Source organism: Enterobacter sp. DTU_2021_1002640_1_SI_PRY_ASU_LCPMC_013 (assembly GCF_032389435.1).
GTDB classification, from domain to species: Bacteria; Pseudomonadota; Gammaproteobacteria; order Enterobacterales; family Enterobacteriaceae; genus Enterobacter; species Enterobacter hormaechei_C.
The window spans coordinates 3,816,019-3,834,206 of the sequence record NZ_CP135594.1 but is presented as its reverse complement, the minus strand read 5'-3'; the positions used below and the strand labels follow the sequence as shown (position 1 = coordinate 3,834,206).

Sequence of the window (18,188 nt, the reverse complement as noted above, 5' to 3'; positions counted from 1 at the left end):
GAGTGTCGAGAAGTGTCGATAAGACAGTTTTTTTCGTCAAAAATGACCATCACCAGAGGATGACCCGGTGAACCGTTTTGTAATTGCTGACTCGACGGTCTGTATTGGCTGTCGGACCTGTGAGGCGGCGTGCTCGGAAACGCACCGCCTGCACGGGCTACAGTCCATGCCGCGCCTGCGCGTCATGCGTAATGAGAAAGAGTCTGCCCCGCAGCTCTGTCACCACTGTGAAGACGCCCCGTGCGCGGGCGTCTGTCCTGTCAATGCCATCACCCGCGTTGACGGCGCGGTACAGCTGAACGAAAGCCTGTGCGTGAGCTGCAAGCTGTGCGGCATCGCCTGTCCGTTCGGCGCCATTGAGTTTTCAGGCAGCCGTCCGCTGCATATTCCGGCGAATGCTAATACTGCGAAAGCGCCGCCTGCGCCACCGGCTCCGGCACGCGTGAGTACGCTGCTGGACTGGGTGCCGGGCATTCGCGCCGTTGCGGTGAAGTGCGATCTGTGCAGCTTCGATGAGCAGGGTCCGGCCTGCGTGCGGACCTGCCCGACCCGGGCGCTGGTCCTGGTCAACATCCGCGACATCGCTCGCACCAGCAAACGCAAGCGCGAGCTGACCATCAATACCGACGTCGGCGATCTTTCGCTGCTGCGGGCGCTTAACGAGGGGGCGAAATGAACGCGATAGTTATGATGACCAGCGGTGTGGCCTGGTTTGCCGCCGCCGCTGTCCTGGCGCTGCTCCTCTCCTTCCATAAAACGCTGAGCGGCGTGATCGCCGGTATCGGCGGGGCGGTCGGCAGCCTGATGACGCTGGCGGCGGGCGGGGTTGTCCTGATCGACGGCCAGTCCGTCGACACCCTCATCCCGCTGATTCACCACGCCGTTGAGCTTACGCCGCTGAACGCCATCTGGCTGATAACCTTTGGCCTGTGCGGGCTGTTTATCAGCCTGTTTAATATCGACTGGCACCGACATCAGCACACCAAAGCCAACGGCCTGCTGGTTAACCTGTTGATGGCCGCCGCGGTCTGTACCGTTATCGCCAGCAACCTCGGCGCGCTGGTGGTGATGGCAGAAATCATGGCCCTGTGCGGCGTGTTCCTGACCGGATGCAGCGCCTCCGGAAAGCTGTGGTTTGCGCTCGGACGTCTCGGCACGCTGCTGCTGGCGCTGGCCTGCTGGCTGGTGTGGCAGCGTTTCGGCACGCTGGATTTTGCCATGCTTAACGGCCAGCCGCTGGGCAACGACGTCTGGCTGTTGGGCGTAGTCGGTTTTGGCCTGCTGGCCGGGATTATCCCGCTGCACGGCTGGGTGCCGCAGGCGCATGCCAATGCCTCAGCCCCGGCCGCTGCGCTGTTCTCCACCGTGGTGATGAAGGTCGGTCTGTTCGGCATCCTGATGATAACCCTGACGGGCGGTCAGCCGCCGCTGTGGTGGGGCGTGGCGCTGCTGATTGCGGGGATGATCACCGCGTTCGTCGGCGGGCTGTACGCGCTGATGGAGCACAACATCCAGCGTCTGCTGGCGTACCACACCCTGGAGAACATCGGGATTATCCTGCTCGGCATGGGCGCGGGCGTCACCGGGCTGGCGCTCAACCAGCCGGCGCTGATTGCCGCCGGGTTTATTGGCGGTCTGTATCACCTTATCAACCACAGTCTGTTTAAAAGCACCCTGTTCCTCGGTGCGGGCAGCGTCTGGTTCCGCACCGGGCACCGCGATATTGAAAAGCTCGGCGGGATTGGCAAAAAAATGCCCGTCATTTCGCTGGCGATGCTGGTCGGGCTGATGGCGATGGCTGCGCTGCCGCCGCTGAACGGCTTTGCCGGCGAGTGGGTGATTTATCAGTCCTTCTTCGCCCTCGGCCAGAGCGAGGCGTTTATCGGGCGTTTACTCGGCCCGCTGCTGGCGGTGGGCCTGGCGATCACCGGCGCGCTGGCGGTGATGTGTATGGCGAAGGTTTACGGCGTCACCTTCCTGGGCGCACCGCGTACGCGTGAGGCTGAGAACGCCTGCTGCGCACCGCTACTGATGGGCGTAAGCGTGGTCGCACTGGCGCTGTGCTGCATCGCGGGCGGCGTCGCCGCGCCGTGGTTGCTGCCGCAGCTGGGCCACGCCATTCCGCTGCCGCTGGTCACGGCGCATACCGTCGTTTCCCAGCCGATGATGGCGCTGCTGCTGATTGCCGCGCCGCTCCTGCCGTTCGTGCTGATGCTGTTCTTCAGACGCGACCGTCTCGCCTCCCGCTCGCGCGGCGCGGCGTGGGCCTGCGGCTACGAACATGAGCAGTCGATGGTCATCACCGCCCACGGTTTCGCTATGCCGGTGAAGGAGAACTTCGCCGCCGTGCTGAAGCTGCGCCACTGGCTGAACCCGGTGGGCTGGGTGCCGGGCTGGCAGGGTGCCGCTGTGCCCGTGCTGTTCCGCCGCCTGGCGCTGATCGAGCTGGCGGTGCTGGTGGTGATTGTCATTTCACGAGGAGCCTGACATGAGTCTGTTACTGGCAATTCTTCAGGCGCTGGTGCTGTTCGCCGCCGCGCCGCTGCTGTCGGGCATCACGCGCGTGGCGCGCGCCCGGCTGCACAACCGTCGCGGGCCTGGCGTGCTCCAGGAGTACCGCGATCTCTTCAAACTGCTTTCCCGTCAGAGCGTCGCGCCGGACGCCGCAGGCTGGGTGTTCCGCCTGACGCCGTTTGTGATGGTGGGCGTGATGCTGACCATCGCCACCGCGCTGCCGGTGGTGACGGTGGGCTCGCCGCTGCCGGTGCTGGGCGATCTGATTACGCTGATCTACCTCTTCGCCATCGCGCGTTTCTTCTTTGCGATTGCGGGTCTGGATACCGGCAGCCCGTTTACGGGTATCGGCGCCAGCCGCGAGGCGATGCTCGGCGTGCTGGTTGAGCCAATTCTGCTGCTGGGGCTGTGGGTCGCCGCGCAGGTTGCAGGCTCGACCCACATCAGTTTCATCACCGACACCGTTTACCACTGGCCGGTTTCACGTTCGCTCCCGCTGGTGCTGGCGCTCTGCGCCTGCGCGTTCGCCACCTTTATCGAGATGGGCAAGCTGCCGTTCGATCTCGCGGAAGCGGAGCAGGAATTACAGGAGGGGCCGCTCACCGAGTACAGCGGCTACGGCTTTGCGGTGCTGAAGTGGGGCATCAGCCTCAAGCAGCTGGTGGTGTTGCAGATGTTCGTCGGCGTTTTCTTCCCGTGGGGGCAGATGACGCACTTCTCTGCGGGCGGCCTGCTGCTGGCCGTGGTGGTGGCTATGCTCAAGCTGCTTATTGGCGTGCTGGTGATTGCCCTGTTTGAAAACAGCATGGCGCGCCTGCGCTTTGTCGAAACGTCACGCATCACCTGGGCCGGTTTTGGTTTTGCATTTTTAGCGTTCGTCTCCTTGCTGGTGGCGTGATTAAAGAGAGTGTTTATGTCTGAAGAAAAGAAAGGTCAGCAGTATCTCGCCGCATTGCATCAGGCTTTCCCGGGCGTGGTGCTCGAGGAGTCCTGGCAAACCAAAGACCAGATCACCGTCACCATTAAGGTGAACTATCTGCCGGAAGTGGTGGAGTTTCTCTATTACCAGCAGGGCGGCTGGCTGTCGGTGCTGTTCGGCAACGACGAGCGTCAGCTGTGTGGCAACTATGCGGTGTACTACGTGATGTCGATGGAGCAGGGGGAGAAGTGCTGGCTCACCGTGCGCGTAGAGGTCGATCCGGCTAAACCGGAATACCCCTCCGTCACGGCGCGCGTGCCTGCCGCCGTCTGGGGCGAGCGCGAAGTGCGCGACATGTATGGTCTGGTGCCGGTTGGCCTGCCTGACGAGCGTCGCCTGGTGCTGCCGGACGACTGGCCGGATGAACTCTATCCGCTGCGCAAGGACAGCATGGACTACCGCCAGCGCCCGGCCCCGACCACCGACAGCGAAACCTACGAGTTCATCAACGAGCTGGGCAGCAAGAAGAATAACGTGGTGCCGATTGGCCCGCTGCACGTTACCTCCGACGAACCGGGCCACTTCCGCCTGTTCGTCGACGGCGAGAACATTATCGACGCCGACTACCGCCTGTTCTACGTCCACCGCGGCATGGAGAAGCTGGCGGAGACCCGCATGGGCTACAACGAAGTCACGTTCCTCTCTGACCGCGTGTGCGGCATCTGCGGCTTTGCCCACAGCACCGCCTACACCACCTCGGTGGAAAACGGCATGGGGATCGTGGTGCCGGAACGCGCGCAGATGATCCGCGCCATTCTGCTGGAGGTGGAGCGCCTGCACTCGCACCTGCTCAACCTCGGCCTGGCCTGCCACTTCGTCGGCTTTGACTCCGGGTTTATGCAGTTCTTCCGCGTGCGCGAGGCGTCGATGAAGATGGCGGAGATCCTTACCGGGGCGCGTAAAACCTACGGCCTGAACCTGATCGGCGGGATCCGCCGCGACCTGCTGAAAGACGACATGATCCAGACCCGCCAGCTGGCGCAGCAGATGCGGCGGGACGTGCAGGAGCTGGTGGACATGCTGCTCAGCACGCCAAACATTGAGCAGCGCACCGTCGGGATTGGTCGTCTTGACCCGGAAATCGCCCGCGACTTCAGTAACGTTGGTCCGATGGTGCGCGCCAGCGGCCACGCCCGCGATACCCGCGCCGATCACCCGTTCGTCGGCTACGGCCTGCTGCCGATGACCGTGCACAGCGAGCAGGGCTGCGACGTCATCTCCCGTCTGAAGGTGCGCATCAACGAGGTATTCACCGCGCTGAACATGATCGACTACGGCCTCGATAACCTGCCGGGCGGCCCGCTGATGGTGGAAGGCTTCACCTACATTCCAAACCGCTTTGCCCTCGGCTTTGCCGAAGCGCCGCGCGGGGACGACATCCACTGGAGCATGACCGGCGACAACCAGAAGCTCTACCGCTGGCGCTGCCGCGCGGCGACCTACGCCAACTGGCCAACCCTGCGCTACATGCTGCGCGGCAATACGGTCTCTGACGCGCCGCTGATCATCGGCAGCCTCGACCCGTGCTACTCCTGCACCGACCGCATGACCGTCGTGGACGTGCGCAAGAAGAAAAGCCAGGTGGTGCCGTACAAAGAGCTTGAGCGCTACAGCATCGAGCGTAAGAACTCGCCGCTGAAATAAGGATTCGCCATGTTTACCTTCATCAAAAAAGTGATCAAAACCGGCGCGCAGACCAGCAGTTATCCGCTGGAGCCGATCCCGGTGGATAAAAACTTTCGCGGCAAGCCGGAGCACAACCCGCAGCAGTGCATCGGCTGCGCGGCCTGCGTCAACGCCTGCCCGTCGAATGCCTTAACGGTGGAAACGGACCTGAAAACCGGCGAGCTGGCCTGGCAGTTTAACCTCGGGCGCTGCATCTTCTGCGGCCGCTGCGAGGAGGTCTGCCCGACGGTGGCCATTCGCCTGTCTCAGGAGTACGAGCTGGCGGTGTGGAAAAAAGAGGACTTCCTCCAGCAGTCGCGCTTTGCGCTGTGCAACTGCCGCGTCTGCAAGCGTCCGTTCGCCGTGCAAAAAGAGATCGACTACGCCATCGCGCTGCTGAAGCACAACGGCGACGTCCGCGCGGAGCATCACCGTGAAAGCTTCGAAACCTGCCCGGAGTGCAAGCGTCAGAAGTGCCTGCTGCCGTCCGACCGTATTGATATCACCCGCCATATGAGAGAGGCCAGCTGATGGAAAACCTACTGGGCCCGCGCGATGCTAACGGCATTCCTGTGCCGATGACGGTGGACGAATCCATCGCCAGCATGAAGGCGTCGCTGCTGAAAAAAATCAAACGCTCGGCCTACGTCTACCGCGTGGACTGCGGCGGCTGCAACGGCTGCGAGATCGAGATCTTCGCCACCCTGTCACCGCTGTTTGACGCCGAGCGCTTCGGCATCAAGGTGGTGCCGTCCCCGCGCCATGCGGACATTCTGCTGTTCACCGGGGCAGTGACCCGTGCCATGCGCTCGCCCGCGCTGCGCGCCTGGCAGTCTGCGCCGGATCCGAAAATCTGTATCTCGTACGGTGCCTGCGGCAACAGCGGCGGCATCTTCCACGACCTGTACTGCGTCTGGGGCGGCACCGACAAAATCGTGCCGGTTGATGTTTACATTCCAGGCTGTCCGCCAACGCCTGCCGCGACGCTGTACGGTTTTGCCATGGCGCTCGGCCTGCTGGAGCAAAAAATCCACGCCCGCGAGCCGGGCGAGCTGGACAACCAGCCTGCCGCCATTCTGCACCCGGACATGGTGCAGCCGCTGCGGGTGAAGGTTGACCGCAAGGCGCGGAAACTGGCGGGCTATCGCTATGGCCGCCAGATTGCCGACGATTATCTGCGCCTTCTGAGCCAGGGCGACCATCAGGTGGCGCGCTGGCTGGAAGCGGAAAACGATCCGCGTCTCAATGAGATCGTGGCGAACCTGAACAGCATCGTCGATGAGGCGCGTATCCGATGAGTGAAACGGTGGTGTTCAGCCAGCTGAGCCGTAAGTTTATTGATGAGAACAATGCCACGCCGGATGCGGCGCAGCAGGTGGTCTATTACAGTCTGGCGATTGGGCACCACCTCGGGGTGATCGACTGCCTGGAGGCGGCGCTGAGCTGCCCGTGGCCCGAGTACCTGGCGTGGATCGCCACGCTGGAGGAGGGCAGTACGGCGCGGCGCAAAATGGAGGGCGTGCCGAAGTACGGCGAGATCGTTATCGACGCCAACCACATCACGATGCTCGCCAACGCCTTTGACGCGGCGCTGAGCAGGCAAACCCCCGAGCAGCAGGCGTGGAGCAAAACGCTGCTCAGCATGCTCCACGATATTCATCAGGAGAGCGCCATCTACCTGATGGTGAGGAGATTACGTGACTGACGTTTTACTGTGTGTCGGCAACAGCATGATGGGCGACGACGGCGCGGGTCCGCTGCTGGCGGAACTGTGCGCCGCAAACCCGCCGGGCAGCTGGGTGGTGATTGACGGCGGCAGCGCGCCGGAAAACGACGTGGTGGCCATTCGCGAGCTGCGCCCGGACAGGCTGTTAATCGTTGATGCCACCGATATGGGGCTCAACCCCGGTGAGATCCGCCTGATTGACCCGGACGACATCGCCGAAATGTTTATGATGACGACGCACAATATGCCGCTGAACTACCTGGTCGATCAGATTAAAGACGACGTGGGCGAGGTGCTGTTTTTGGGGATTCAGCCGGACATTGTCGGGTTCTATTACCCGATGACGCCGCCGGTGAAAGAGGCGGTGGACGTGGTGTATTCACGGCTTGCAGGGTGGGTTGGGGATGGGGGATTTTCTCAGCTCTGAGCAGTGCCGGGTGGCGGCTTCGCCTTACCCGGCCTACCAAACCCATCCCCCTCTCCCTGTGGGAGAGGGCTGGGGTGAGGGCAACAGGCTACTCCAGATCCCCCCCGTTACTCGCAATCACCTTCTTATACCACCAGAATGATTTCTTGCGCTTGCGGTCCAGCGTGCCGTTGCCGGCGTCGTCCCGGTCGACGTACACAAACCCGTAGCGCTTGCTCATCTCACCCGTTGAGGCTGACACCAGGTCAATACAGCCCCAGGTGGTGTAGCCCAGCAGCGGTACGCCGTCCTCAATCGCGTCGCCCATTGCGCGGATATGCTCGCGCAGGTAGCTGATGCGGTAGTCGTCGTTGATCTCGCCGTTTTCATCAATGACGTCCTTCGCTCCAAGGCCGTTTTCCACCAGGAACAGCGGCTTCTGGTAGCGGTCGTACATCATGTTCATGGTGATGCGCAGGCCGAGCGGATCAATGCCCCAGCCCCACTCGCTCACCTGAATGTGCGGGTTGCGCAGGGACTTCACGATGTTCGCCGCGCTGGTGTTGCCCGCGTTCATGTCCGCCGACGCGCAGCGCGAGGCGTAATAGCTGAACGAGACAAAGTCGACGGTGTTTTTCAGCAGTTCATCGTCGCCCGGGTCTTTCACAATCACCACGCCTTTCTCGCGGAACACGCGGGCAGAGTAGGCCGGATAGCTGCCGCGCGCCTGCACGTCGATAAAGAACAGGTTCTCGCGGTCTTTCTCCAGCGCCATCCACACGTCTTCCGGCTTGCAGGACCAGGGGTAAAAATTGCCGCCCGCCAGCATACAACCGACCTGGTTTTCCGGGTTCACCTCGTGGGCGATTTTGGTCGCCAGCGCGCTCGCCACCAGCTCGTGGTGCGCGGCCTGGTACTTCACCTGGTCCTCGTTTTCACCTTCCTCGAACACCAGCCCCGCGCCGGAGAACGGGCTGTGCAGCATGATGTTGATTTCGTTGAAGGTCAGCCAGTATTTCACCAGCCCGTTAAATTCCTCAAAGCAGGTGCGGGCGTAGCGGGCGAAGAAATCAACCATCCTGCGGTTGCGCCAGGAGCCGTACTCCGTCACCAGGTGCATCGGCACGTCGAAATGGCAGAGCGTGACCAGCGGCTCGATGTTGTACTTTTTGCACTCCTCGAACACCGCGCGGTAGAAGGCAATGCCTTCCTGATTCGGCAGCGGTTCATCGCCGTTCGGGTAGAGGCGGCTCCAGGCAATCGAGGTGCGGAACACCGTAAAGCCCATCTCCGCCATCAGGGCGATGTCTTCTTTGTAGCGATGGTAAAAATCAATCGCCTCGTGGCTCGGGTAGAATTCGTCGTCCCGCAACGAAAACCGTTTTTCTTTGCCGACCTTTACCGCCAGACGGTTTGCGCCGTGGGGGATCATATCGACCGTGGTCAGTCCTTTGCCGCCTTCACGGTAAGCCCCTTCACTCTGGTTGGCGGCAAGCGCGCCGCCCCATAAAAATCCTTGTGGAAAAACAGACATTCTTACCTCGCTTTCAGTTTATGCTTCTGCTGCTTTGTTCTGTACCGGTGCGGTTTGCAGGGCGCGTGCTTTTTCGGCGTCGTCTTCTACCGGGATATCCTCAAACCCTAACAGCAGGGTTAGCACAAACGACAGCACTACCGCCAGACCCATCACGCCAAACACCCAAACGATGGTCATCGGGTTGGCCGGGTCGAAGAACTGCACGCTGGTAAACAGCCCCGGCGCCGCCATCGAATGGCTGGCAAGGCCTGCCATGCCCGCCACCGCGCCGCAGATAAAGCCGCTGATCAGGCTCGCAATCAACGGGCGCTTCAGGCGTACCGCTACGCCGTACAGGGCCGGTTCAGAGATCCCCGCCATGATGGCGGAGGCCGCCGCGGCCAGCGCCGTCTGGCGCAGCTCCGGATTTTTGGTTTTCCACGCCACCGCCAGCGACGAACCGCCGAGCGACAGGTTGGCGCCGATCTCCGACGGCATCACCATCCCTTCTCTGCCCGTTTCGGCAATGGTCTGGATGATGGTCGGCGTAAACACGCGGTGCATCCCGGTCATCACCAGCAGCGGCCACAGCGCGCCCATAATGGCAACGGAGAGCCAGCCCAGATAGCCGTGAATGGTGTAGACCAGCGCGGAGATGGCGCTGCCGATCCAGATCCCGAGCGGGCCAATCAGTACGATGGCGAGCGGGGCGGCAATCAGCACGATCAGCATCGGCTTGAGGAAGTTTTTGGTCACCGCCGGGGTAATGCGATCCACCCAGCGTTCGATGTATGACAGGCACCAGGTCATCACCAGGGCGGGGATCACCGTGTAGGTGTATTTCACCGCCTTCACCGGAATGAAGGCGAACTCAACGTGCTCGCCCTGCGCGGCTTTCGCCATCAGCTCGATAAAGCTCGGGTGAACCAGAACGCCCGCGATGGCGATTGCCAGGGACATGTTGGTTTTGAACTTCACCGCCGCGGACGCCGCCACCATCAGCGGCAGGAAGAAGAACGCGCCATCGCCGATAACGGTCAGGATCGTCAGCGTCGGGTCGCCTTTGCCCAGCACGCCGGTCATCTCAAGGATCATCGCCAGCAGCTTGACCATCGACCCGCCGATGATCGCCGGGATCAGCGGAGACATGGTGCCGATCAGCGCGTCGAGGATCCCGGCGCCAATGCGGCGCAGCGTGAGCTTCTGTGGACCTTCCGCTACGGCAGGTTGCAGGTTAGCGGGCAGCAGGCTCACCACTTCACGGTATGCCTGGGACACGGTGTTGCCGATGATCACCTGACACTGGTTGTCGTTGCGCACCACGCCGAGCACGCCGCTGATGCTTTTCAGGCGTGCGGCGTCGGTGAGACTTTCGTCTTTCAGGACGAAGCGCAGTCGCGTCATACAGTGGGTGACGGCGACGATGTTCTCTTTGCCGCCCAGCGCGCTAACGACGTCGGTCGCCAGCGCAGCGTAATTTTTTGCCATCGGATGTGATCCTGTTATCGTTGTGAGAAGTGTAGGAAACCGGTTTCACACAATCATCATGAGTTTCTTTTAATGAAACAAGACCACTTTTTATGCATTTTTTCGTTTCGTGATGACGATCACTCGTGGCCGTAAAAAGCGTGATAACGCCGCTGCGACAATTTTTCTGCGGTGCAGTACACTGCGCCCATCAGGTTCAGACGGAATAATAATATGACCACGATGCTGGAAGTGGCGAAGCGGGCAGGCGTATCAAAAGCGACGGTCTCCCGGGTACTGTCGGGGAACGGTTACGTCAGCCAGGAGACGAAAGACCGGGTTTTTCAGGCCATCGAAGAGAGCGGGTATCGCCCCAATCTGCTGGCGCGAAACCTGGCGACCAAACGCACCCAGACTCTGGGGCTGGTGGTGACGAACACCCTGTACCATGGGGTCTACTTTAGCGAGCTGCTGTTTAACGCCGCGCGGATGACGGAAGAGAAGGGGCGTCAGCTGATCCTGGCGGACGGCAAGCACAGCGCCGAAGAGGAGCGCGAGGCGATCCAGTACCTGCTCGACATGCGCTGCGACGCGGTAATCATCTATCCGCGTTTTCTGAGCGTGGAAGCGCTGGACGAGATCATTGAGAAATGCGAGCAGCCGATCATGGTGCTCAACCGCCGTTTGCGGAAAAACAGCAGTCACAGCGTCTGGTCCGATCATAAAGCGTCGTGTCAGGACGCGGTATCGCAGCTGATTGAGAAAGGCCACCGGGAGATTGCGTTTATCACCGGTTCGCTGGATTCCCCCACCGGGGTGGAGCGTCTTTCCGGCTACAAGGACGCGCTGGCGCAGCACGGGATTGCAGTTCGCGACGCGCTGATCGCCGAAGGGAAGTGGAACCCGGCCAGCGGCGCGGCGGCGGTCTCTCAGTTGCTCACCCGCGGCGAAACGTTTACCGCGCTGGTGGCGAGTAACGACGATATGGCGATTGGCGCCATCAGGCAGCTGCACGAGAGCGGCGTCGCCACGCCGGGCGCAGTGTCCGTCATCGGCTTTGACGACGTGGCAATCGCGCCCTATATCGTGCCGTCCCTCTCCAGCGTGCGTATTCCAGTAACGGAGATGATTCAGGAGACCATCAGCCGTATGATTTTCATGCTCGACGGCGGTGAGTTTAAGCCTCAGCAAACCTTTTCCGGCGAGCTTATCCTGCGCGACTCCGTCATTGACGGCCCGCATCGCTGACGTCGACATCTGTCATCGTCACTAATGACGATGACAGATCCTTCTCTTTTAAATTTCCCTATAAAATCAATGTATTAAATATTGGCACGGTTTATGAATAGCTTCGCGCATAACAGTTATGCCGGAGAAGCAGATGAACCGTTTTATTATGGCCGATGCCAGCAAATGCATTGGTTGCCGTACCTGTGAAGTGGCGTGCGTGGTGTCCCATCAGGCAGAGCAGGATTGCGCCTCTCTCACCCCTGATACCTTCCTGCCGCGCATCCACGTCATTAAAGGCGTGAATATTTCTACCGCCGCTATCTGTCGCCAGTGCGAAGACGCGCCGTGCGCCAACGTCTGTCCGAACGGGGCGATTAAGCGCGAGAAAGGCTTCGTGCACGTGATGCAGGAGCGCTGCATCGGGTGCAAAACCTGTGTGGTGGCGTGTCCGTATGGCGCGATGGAGGTGGTGGTTCGCCCGGTGGTGCGCAACAGCGGTATCGGGCTGAGCGTACGCGCGGAGAAAGCCGAAGCCAATAAATGTGACCTCTGCTACCACCGCGACGCCGGTCCGGCGTGTATGGAAGCCTGTCCGACGCATGCGCTGGTCTGCGTCGATCGCGACAAGCTCGAACAGATGAGTGCCGAAAAACGCCGCCGCGCGGCGTTCGACACCTCGTCATCGCTGCTGTTTTAAGCTGCAATGCGCGTTAATGGCGTACAGCTTCGGGTGCGCGGCAAGGTGCAGGGGGTAGGATTTCGTCCCTTCGTCTGGCAGCTTGCGCACCAGCTGGGGCTGGCAGGCGACGTCTGCAACGACGGAGAGGGTGTCCTGGTGCGTCTCGCGGGCAGTGGGGGTGACTTTACCGCGAGACTGCGCCAGGACTGCCCACCGCTGGCGCGCATCGATCGCATTGAAACGCAGCCGTTCAGCTGGACGACGCTGCCGGACGAGTTTGTCATCCGCCACAGCGAGAGCGGGGCGATGGACACGCAAATCGTCCCGGATGCCGCCACCTGTCCCGCATGCCTGGCGGAGATGCGCGATCCCCGCGAACGTCGCTACCGCTACCCGTTTATCAACTGCACCCACTGCGGGCCGCGGTTTACCATTATCCGCGCCATGCCCTATGACCGCCCGGCCACGTCAATGGCGCCATTCCCGCTCTGTGTGCCCTGTGAAACGGAGTACCTCAACCCGGCTGACCGGCGTTTTCACGCCCAGCCGGTGGCCTGCCCGGATTGCGGACCGCAGATGGAGTGGCGAGCCGGGGAGGCTGCTGCCACCCGCGAATCGGCGTTAAGCGCGGCGGTGGCGATGCTGGAAGGCGGCGGGATTGTGGCGGTCAAAGGGCTGGGCGGTTTTCACCTGGTCTGCGACGCGCTTAACCCGCAGGCGGTTCGGAAATTACGGGCACGCAAGCAGCGCCCGACCAGGCCGCTGGCGGTGATGATCCCGCATGCGGACGATCTGCCGGAGGCCATCCAGACGCTGTTACGTTCACCCGCTGCGCCGATTGTGCTGACGCCAAAAGCCTGCCTTCCTGCGTTTCCTGAGGAGATTGCGCCGGGGCTGGATACGGTCGGCGTGATGCTGCCTGCGAACCCGCTCCAGCATTTGCTGATGCTGGACTGCCAGCGCCCGCTGGTGATGACCTCCGGCAACCTCAGCGGCCATCCACCCGCCATAAGCAACCAGCAGGCGCTGGAAGAACTCAGTGACATCGCTGACGGCTTCCTGCTGCACAACCGCGACATCCTGCAACGGATGGATGATTCAGTGATGGACCAGGAGGGCACGATGCTGCGTCGCGCACGCGGTTTTGTGCCGGATGCCATCACATTGCCCGCCGGATTCCGCGACATCCCGCCCATGTTATGCACCGGCGCGGAGATGAAAAACACCTTCAGCCTGGTGCGTGGCAACCAGGCGGTGCTGAGCCAGCATTTTGGCGATCTGAGCGACGAGGGGGTAGAGGCGCAGTGGCGCAGTGCGCTCTCGACGATGCAGGACATCTACGCCTTTCAGCCTGAGCGCGTGGTGTGCGATGCCCATCCGGGTTATCACGCCCGACTGTGGGCCCGGGCGCAGGCGCTGCCCGTTGAGACCGTGCTGCATCATCATGCGCATGCGGCAGCGTGTCTGGCGGAGAATGGCTGGCCGCTCGACGGCGGGGATGTTATTGCCCTGACCCTGGACGGGATCGGCATGGGCGAGAACGGCGCGCTGTGGGGCGGCGAGTGCCTGCGGGTGAACTATCGCGACTGCGAACGGCTGGGCGGTCTGCCAGCCGTTGCGCTGCCGGGGGGCGATCTGGCGGCAAAACAGCCGTGGCGCAATTTGCTCGCCCACTGTCTGGCGTTCGTACCTGACTGGCAGCAGTACCCGGAAACAGAGGTGGTACAGCGTCAAAACTGGCCGCTGCTGGCAACGGCTGTGTCGCGCGGTATCAATGCGCCGCGGGCCTCCTCCTGTGGTCGTCTGTTCGACGCCGTGGCCTGTGCGCTGGGCATTGAAACGCAACGCTATGAGGGCGAAGCCGCGTGCCGGCTGGAGGAGCTGGCCGAACGCTGCGCAGGGGTTGATCATCCGGTGACGCTCCAGACGGATAACCTTGCGCTGTTCTGGCAACAGTGGCTTACCTGGCGGGCGGAACCCGGCGAGCGTGCCTGGGCTTTTCACGATGCGCTGGCAAAAGGGCTGAGCGAACTGGCGGCAACGCATGCCCGCCGACGGTCGCTCACGACGGTGTGCTTCAGCGGAGGCGTCCTTCACAACCGCCTGCTGCGCGCGCGCCTTCGTCATTACCTTTCTGATTTCACGCTTCTTTTTCCTTCGCGCCTGCCCGCAGGCGACGGAGCGATCTCCTTCGGGCAGGCGGTGGTTGCTGCCGCCCGATCATGTTCACAAGGGATTTAAAATGTTACGACTTTTACGCAATGAACCTCGTGCAGCGTGCCTGCTGCTGGCTCTCGGGATGGCTAACCTGCTGGCCTGGGGGCTGGCGTGGCACACCTTTAGCGGCAGTACGGCGCTGATGGCGGCCAGCCTGCTGGCCTGGTGTTACGGACTGCGTCATGCGGTGGATGCCGACCATATCGCCGCGATTGATACCGTGACGCGTAAAATGATGCAGCAGGGCAAGCGCCCGTCCGGCGTGGGCGCATGGTTTTCCCTCGGACACTCCACCATCGTGGTGCTGGCCTCCATTGCTATCGCCGCGACCGCCACGGCGTTTCAGAAAAACATGGCATGGTTCCACGAAACCGGCAGCCTGATTGGCACCGCCGTCTCCGCCACCTTCCTGCTGGCGATGGCGCTGGTGAATATGGTGATCCTGCGCGGCGTCTGGCGCAGTTTTCAGGCGCTGAAACACGGCAATCCCGTGCAGGGCGACATCACGCTGCCTGCACAGGGCGGCGTCATGAACTGGCTGTTCGGCAAAACCTTCCGCCTCGTCAATAAAAGCTGGCAGATGTACCTGGTCGGTTTCCTGTTCGGCCTGGGGTTCGACACCGCCACCGAAATCGGCGTGTTGGGGATCTCCGCCGCCAGCGCCTCCAGCGGGATGTCGGTGTGGTCGATCATGATCTTCCCGGCGCTCTTCGCCAGCGGCATGGCGCTGGTGGATACGCTCGATAACCTGCTGATGGTGGGTGCCTACGGCTGGGCGTTTAACAAGCCGCAGCGCAAGCTCTACTACAACATGACCATCACCGGCACTTCGGTGGTGGTGGCGCTGTTTATCGGTGGCCTGGAAGCGCTGGGTCTGCTGATGGACAAGTTCGCCCTCAGCGGCGGCGTGTGGGATCTGATTGGCGCGGTGAACGATAACCTGGGCGACGCCGGATTTGTGGTGGTCGGGCTGTTTGTCGCCTGCTGGCTGATCTCGATGGCGAACTATCGCTGGCGCGGTTATGACGCGCTGGTGGTGCGCTCCTGACGCTGAAAGTGTAGCGATAAAAAAAGCCCCGGGACATCGGGGCGGTGGACAACAAAATCCAAAGGTTAAGTAAGCGTGGCAGTACTGTAGGCCGGGTAAGCGGAGCGCCACCCGGCATGACGAGGGTTAAGCTGGTAGCGATTTCAGCAGCGCGAAGGCCTCCTTCATTCTGTCTTCGCTGACGACAAAGGCGCGCATCTGACCGTCGGTATCGGTGCCGCGCGCCACCATGCCCTGAGGCGAAAGGACAATCTCCCAGTCCAGATCCTGACGCTGCGTTTCACCTGCGAGATGCAGCGGTAGTTCCGGCGTTTTTACCTTCACCAGCATGGCGGGTAATTTCACCGGGGCGTTGCCGCCGAGCAGGTTTTTCGCCAGGAACATGGCGCTTAACTGAATCGGTTGCAGGAACGGCAGCACCTGGCCGTTAATTTCCGCGCAGTCGCCCAGGGCATAAATGTCCGGCCGGGTGGTTTGCAGGTAGCTATCCACCTTCACGCCGCGATTGATCTCTGCGCCCGCGCGGTGCGCCAGCGCGGTTTCCGGGCGCAACCCCGTCGCCGCAATAACCACATCCACTTCCACGCTGCGGTTGCGGTCGAGCGTCGCACAAATGCCGGTTTCGGTTTTGCTTAGGCTCTGTAACTGCGATTTCAGCAGCAGATGCACGCCCATGTCGGTCAGACGATGCTGTAAGCGACTGCTTACTTCTGCTGGCATCAGCGCTGACAGAATGCTGGCCGCGTGGTCAACCAGGGTGACGGATTTTCCCGCCCGGCAGAAGTCCATCGCCAGCTCGGTGCCAATCAGTCCGCCGCCGACAATCATCACCCGCGTGGCGTCGCGTAACAGGGTCTCGCTGGCCTGATACTCCTGCTGGCTGTTGAGCGTGACCATCAGCTCGCGGCCCTCAACCGGCGGCACAAACGCCGATGCCCCCGTCGCCAGCACCAGTTTGTCGTACTGCCAGGTTTTATCTTTCGCGTTCACCACGTGGGCGTCGGCGTCGATATCGGTGACCCAGGTGTACGGAAACAGACGCAGGTTAAACTGTTCTGCGAACTCCCCCGCCGTCTGGCGGGTGAGATCGTCGGCGCGCTGATTCTGGCTAATGACGTGGCTTAAATCAGGCTTGTTGTACTCATCCATGCTGTCGGCGGCGATCACCGTCAGCGGCACGTTAGCATCCTGTTTGCGGATATTTTTCACCAGCTGGCGGGCGGCAAAGCCCGAGCCGATAATGACGATGCCGTGGCTCATTTTGCCTCCGTTGCCAGTTCATCAAAGACGTCTTTCCCGAGGGAACATTCCGGGCAGAGGAAGTTGTCCGGCACCTCGCTCCACGGCGTACCCGGCGCGACATCCTGCAACGGCTCGCCCAGCTCAGGATCGTAAATCCACTGGCAGACGCTGCACTGCATGCAAGGGCCAAGGTCGGCAGCGGCAGGAGCGGCTTCTGCTACAGCTTTCGGCGTAACCGCCGCGGCGGGTGCGGTTTCCGGCAGCGGCGCAAGCGCCCACTGGCGGGCAATGTCGCGACCGTGCTGACGACAGATTTCCAGCGCGTCGAGATCCGGACGCCATTTCGCCTTCAGGCTCAGGGACATCTCAAAACCGGCATCCTGTAAACGGGTGGAGAGACGGTCTACCGCGCCGCCGCTCCAGCCGTGTGAACCAAAGGCGCTGGCGCGTTTGTTACGAAAGCGCAGGCCGGTCATCTCTTCCACCAGTCCGGCAATTTTCGGCATCATCACGTTATTCATGGTGGAGGTACCCACCAGCACGCCTTTGGAGCGGAAGACGTTGGTCAATACCTCATTCTTATCGCTGCGCGCCACGTTGAAGATTTTCACCGCCACGTTCGGGTCAACTTCGTTGATGCCCTGGGCAATGGCGTCCGCCATCATGCGGGTGTTGTTGGACATGGTGTCGTAGAAGATGGTGATGCGATCTTCCTGATAGTCCGCCGCCCACTTCAGGTACAGTTCGACAATCTGGGTTGGATTTTCACGCCATACCACGCCGTGGGAGGTGGCAATCATATCCACCGGCAGGTTGAAGCCGAGGATCTCGGTGATTTTTGGCGTGACCAGACGGCTGAACGGGGTCAGGATGTTGGCGTAGTAGCGCTGGCACTGTTCGAACAGCTCGGTCTGATCCACTTCGTCGTTGAACAGACGTTCGTCACAGTAGTGCTGGCCGAAGGCGTCGTTACTGAACAGCACCGCGTCACCGGTCATGTAGGTCATCATGCTGTCCGGCCAGTGCAGCATTGGGGTTTCCACGAAGATCAGCTGTTTGCCATTGCCGATATCCAGCGTGTCGCCGGTTTTCACGGTGTGGAAGTTCCACTCCGGATGGTGGTGGTGGCCGTTGATGGAGTCAATGGCGTTGGTGGTGCAGTAGATCGGGGTATCCGGAATGTGGGACATCAGCTCGGTCAGCGCCCCGGCATGATCCTCTTCCGCGTGGTTGATGATAATGTAGTCGATCTCATTCAGATCGATTTCGCTGCGCAGATTCTGCACGAACTCGCGGCTGAATTTGTGATCGACGGTATCGATCAGGACGTTTTTACCTTCACGAATGAGATAGCTGTTGTAGCTGCTGCCGCGCAGCGTTTTGTATTCCGTCCCGTGAAAATCACGTACTTCCCAGTCACGTTGACCCACCCAATGAATGTTATTTTTAACCAGAATAGACATAGCAACCTCAACTTAATACGGCGTTTTCAAATAAGA

Annotated in this window: 16 protein-coding genes; 12 read left to right on the top strand and 4 right to left on the bottom strand. The window is 61.3% G+C overall.

Annotation, left to right across the window (positions count from 1 at the left end; translation table 11 throughout):
- Positions 1-67 precede the first annotated feature (67 nt).
- From RS584_RS18300 to hycI, 8 genes are read left to right on the top strand one after another with little or no spacing between them, the layout of a single operon-like run.
- On the top strand, positions 68-676 hold the full coding sequence (locus RS584_RS18300) for a 4Fe-4S dicluster domain-containing protein (protein WP_017382803.1): 609 nt from the start codon (positions 68-70) through the stop codon (positions 674-676).
- Positions 673-2,487 carry a formate hydrogenlyase subunit 3 gene (gene hycC, locus RS584_RS18295; protein WP_315748423.1) on the top strand — a complete coding sequence of 605 codons (1,815 nt, stop codon included), beginning with the start codon at positions 673-675 and terminating at the stop codon, positions 2,485-2,487. The genes RS584_RS18300 and hycC overlap by 4 nt, the downstream gene beginning before the upstream one ends.
- 1 nt (position 2,488) lies before the next feature.
- Positions 2,489-3,412: a respiratory chain complex I subunit 1 family protein gene (locus tag RS584_RS18290; protein ID WP_315748422.1), complete on the top strand. Its 924-nt coding sequence runs from the start codon at positions 2,489-2,491 to the stop codon at positions 3,410-3,412.
- 15 nt (positions 3,413-3,427) lie between these two features.
- A complete protein-coding gene (hycE, locus tag RS584_RS18285) occupies positions 3,428-5,137 on the top strand; it encodes a formate hydrogenlyase subunit HycE (protein ID WP_315748421.1) in 1,710 nt (569 codons plus the stop codon).
- A gap of 9 nt (positions 5,138-5,146) precedes the next feature.
- A complete protein-coding gene (locus RS584_RS18280; RefSeq protein ID WP_015571689.1) occupies positions 5,147-5,689 on the top strand; it encodes a formate hydrogenlyase complex iron-sulfur subunit in 543 nt (180 codons plus the stop codon).
- A complete protein-coding gene (locus RS584_RS18275) occupies positions 5,689-6,456 on the top strand; it encodes an NADH-quinone oxidoreductase subunit B family protein (RefSeq protein ID WP_017382799.1) in 768 nt (255 codons plus the stop codon). Before RS584_RS18280 ends, RS584_RS18275 begins: the two co-directional genes overlap by 1 nt.
- Complete coding sequence (locus RS584_RS18270; protein ID WP_315748420.1) at positions 6,453-6,863, top strand: formate hydrogenlyase maturation HycH family protein; 411 nt, start codon at positions 6,453-6,455, stop codon at positions 6,861-6,863. The genes RS584_RS18275 and RS584_RS18270 overlap by 4 nt, the downstream gene beginning before the upstream one ends.
- A complete protein-coding gene (hycI, locus tag RS584_RS18265) occupies positions 6,856-7,311 on the top strand; it encodes a hydrogenase maturation peptidase HycI (RefSeq protein ID WP_023295326.1) in 456 nt (151 codons plus the stop codon). The genes RS584_RS18270 and hycI overlap by 8 nt, the downstream gene beginning before the upstream one ends.
- Before the next feature lie 88 nt (positions 7,312-7,399).
- Here the strand turns inward: hycI and RS584_RS18260 are convergent, their stop codons facing one another.
- Both RS584_RS18260 and ascF read right to left on the bottom strand, forming a co-directional pair.
- Entirely contained in the window at positions 7,400-8,824 is a 1,425-nt protein-coding gene (locus tag RS584_RS18260; RefSeq protein ID WP_315748419.1) for a 6-phospho-beta-glucosidase, read from the bottom strand.
- Positions 8,825-8,842: 18 nt separating this feature from the next.
- The gene (gene ascF / locus RS584_RS18255; protein ID WP_315748418.1) at positions 8,843-10,294 is read right to left on the bottom strand and encodes a PTS cellobiose/arbutin/salicin transporter subunit IIBC; all 1,452 of its coding nucleotides are present in this window, start codon (positions 10,292-10,294) and stop codon (positions 8,843-8,845) included.
- Positions 10,295-10,507: 213 nt separating this feature from the next.
- Here ascF and RS584_RS18250 point away from each other — a divergent pair, with 213 nt between their 5' ends.
- From RS584_RS18250 to RS584_RS18235, 4 genes are all read left to right on the top strand, one after another.
- Positions 10,508-11,521, top strand: coding sequence for a LacI family DNA-binding transcriptional regulator (locus RS584_RS18250; protein ID WP_032649297.1), 1,014 nt, complete (start codon positions 10,508-10,510; stop codon positions 11,519-11,521).
- Positions 11,522-11,654: 133 nt separating this feature from the next.
- A complete protein-coding gene (hydN, locus tag RS584_RS18245) occupies positions 11,655-12,200 on the top strand; it encodes an electron transport protein HydN (protein WP_017382793.1) in 546 nt (181 codons plus the stop codon).
- Positions 12,201-12,206: 6 nt separating this feature from the next.
- Entirely contained in the window at positions 12,207-14,423 is a 2,217-nt protein-coding gene (gene hypF, locus RS584_RS18240) for a carbamoyltransferase HypF (protein WP_315748417.1), read from the top strand.
- Position 14,424: 1 nt separating this feature from the next.
- Complete coding sequence (locus tag RS584_RS18235; protein WP_033487574.1) at positions 14,425-15,447, top strand: HoxN/HupN/NixA family nickel/cobalt transporter; 1,023 nt, start codon at positions 14,425-14,427, stop codon at positions 15,445-15,447.
- Positions 15,448-15,573: 126 nt separating this feature from the next.
- Here RS584_RS18235 and norW read toward each other — a convergent pair whose 3' ends face one another.
- Positions 15,574-16,707, bottom strand: coding sequence for an NADH:flavorubredoxin reductase NorW (gene norW / locus RS584_RS18230; protein WP_039269942.1), 1,134 nt, complete (start codon positions 16,705-16,707; stop codon positions 15,574-15,576).
- Complete coding sequence (norV, locus tag RS584_RS18225; protein WP_017692783.1) at positions 16,704-18,152, bottom strand: anaerobic nitric oxide reductase flavorubredoxin; 1,449 nt, start codon at positions 18,150-18,152, stop codon at positions 16,704-16,706. The genes norW and norV overlap by 4 nt, the downstream gene beginning before the upstream one ends.
- Between the last annotated feature and the right edge of the window lie 36 nt (positions 18,153-18,188).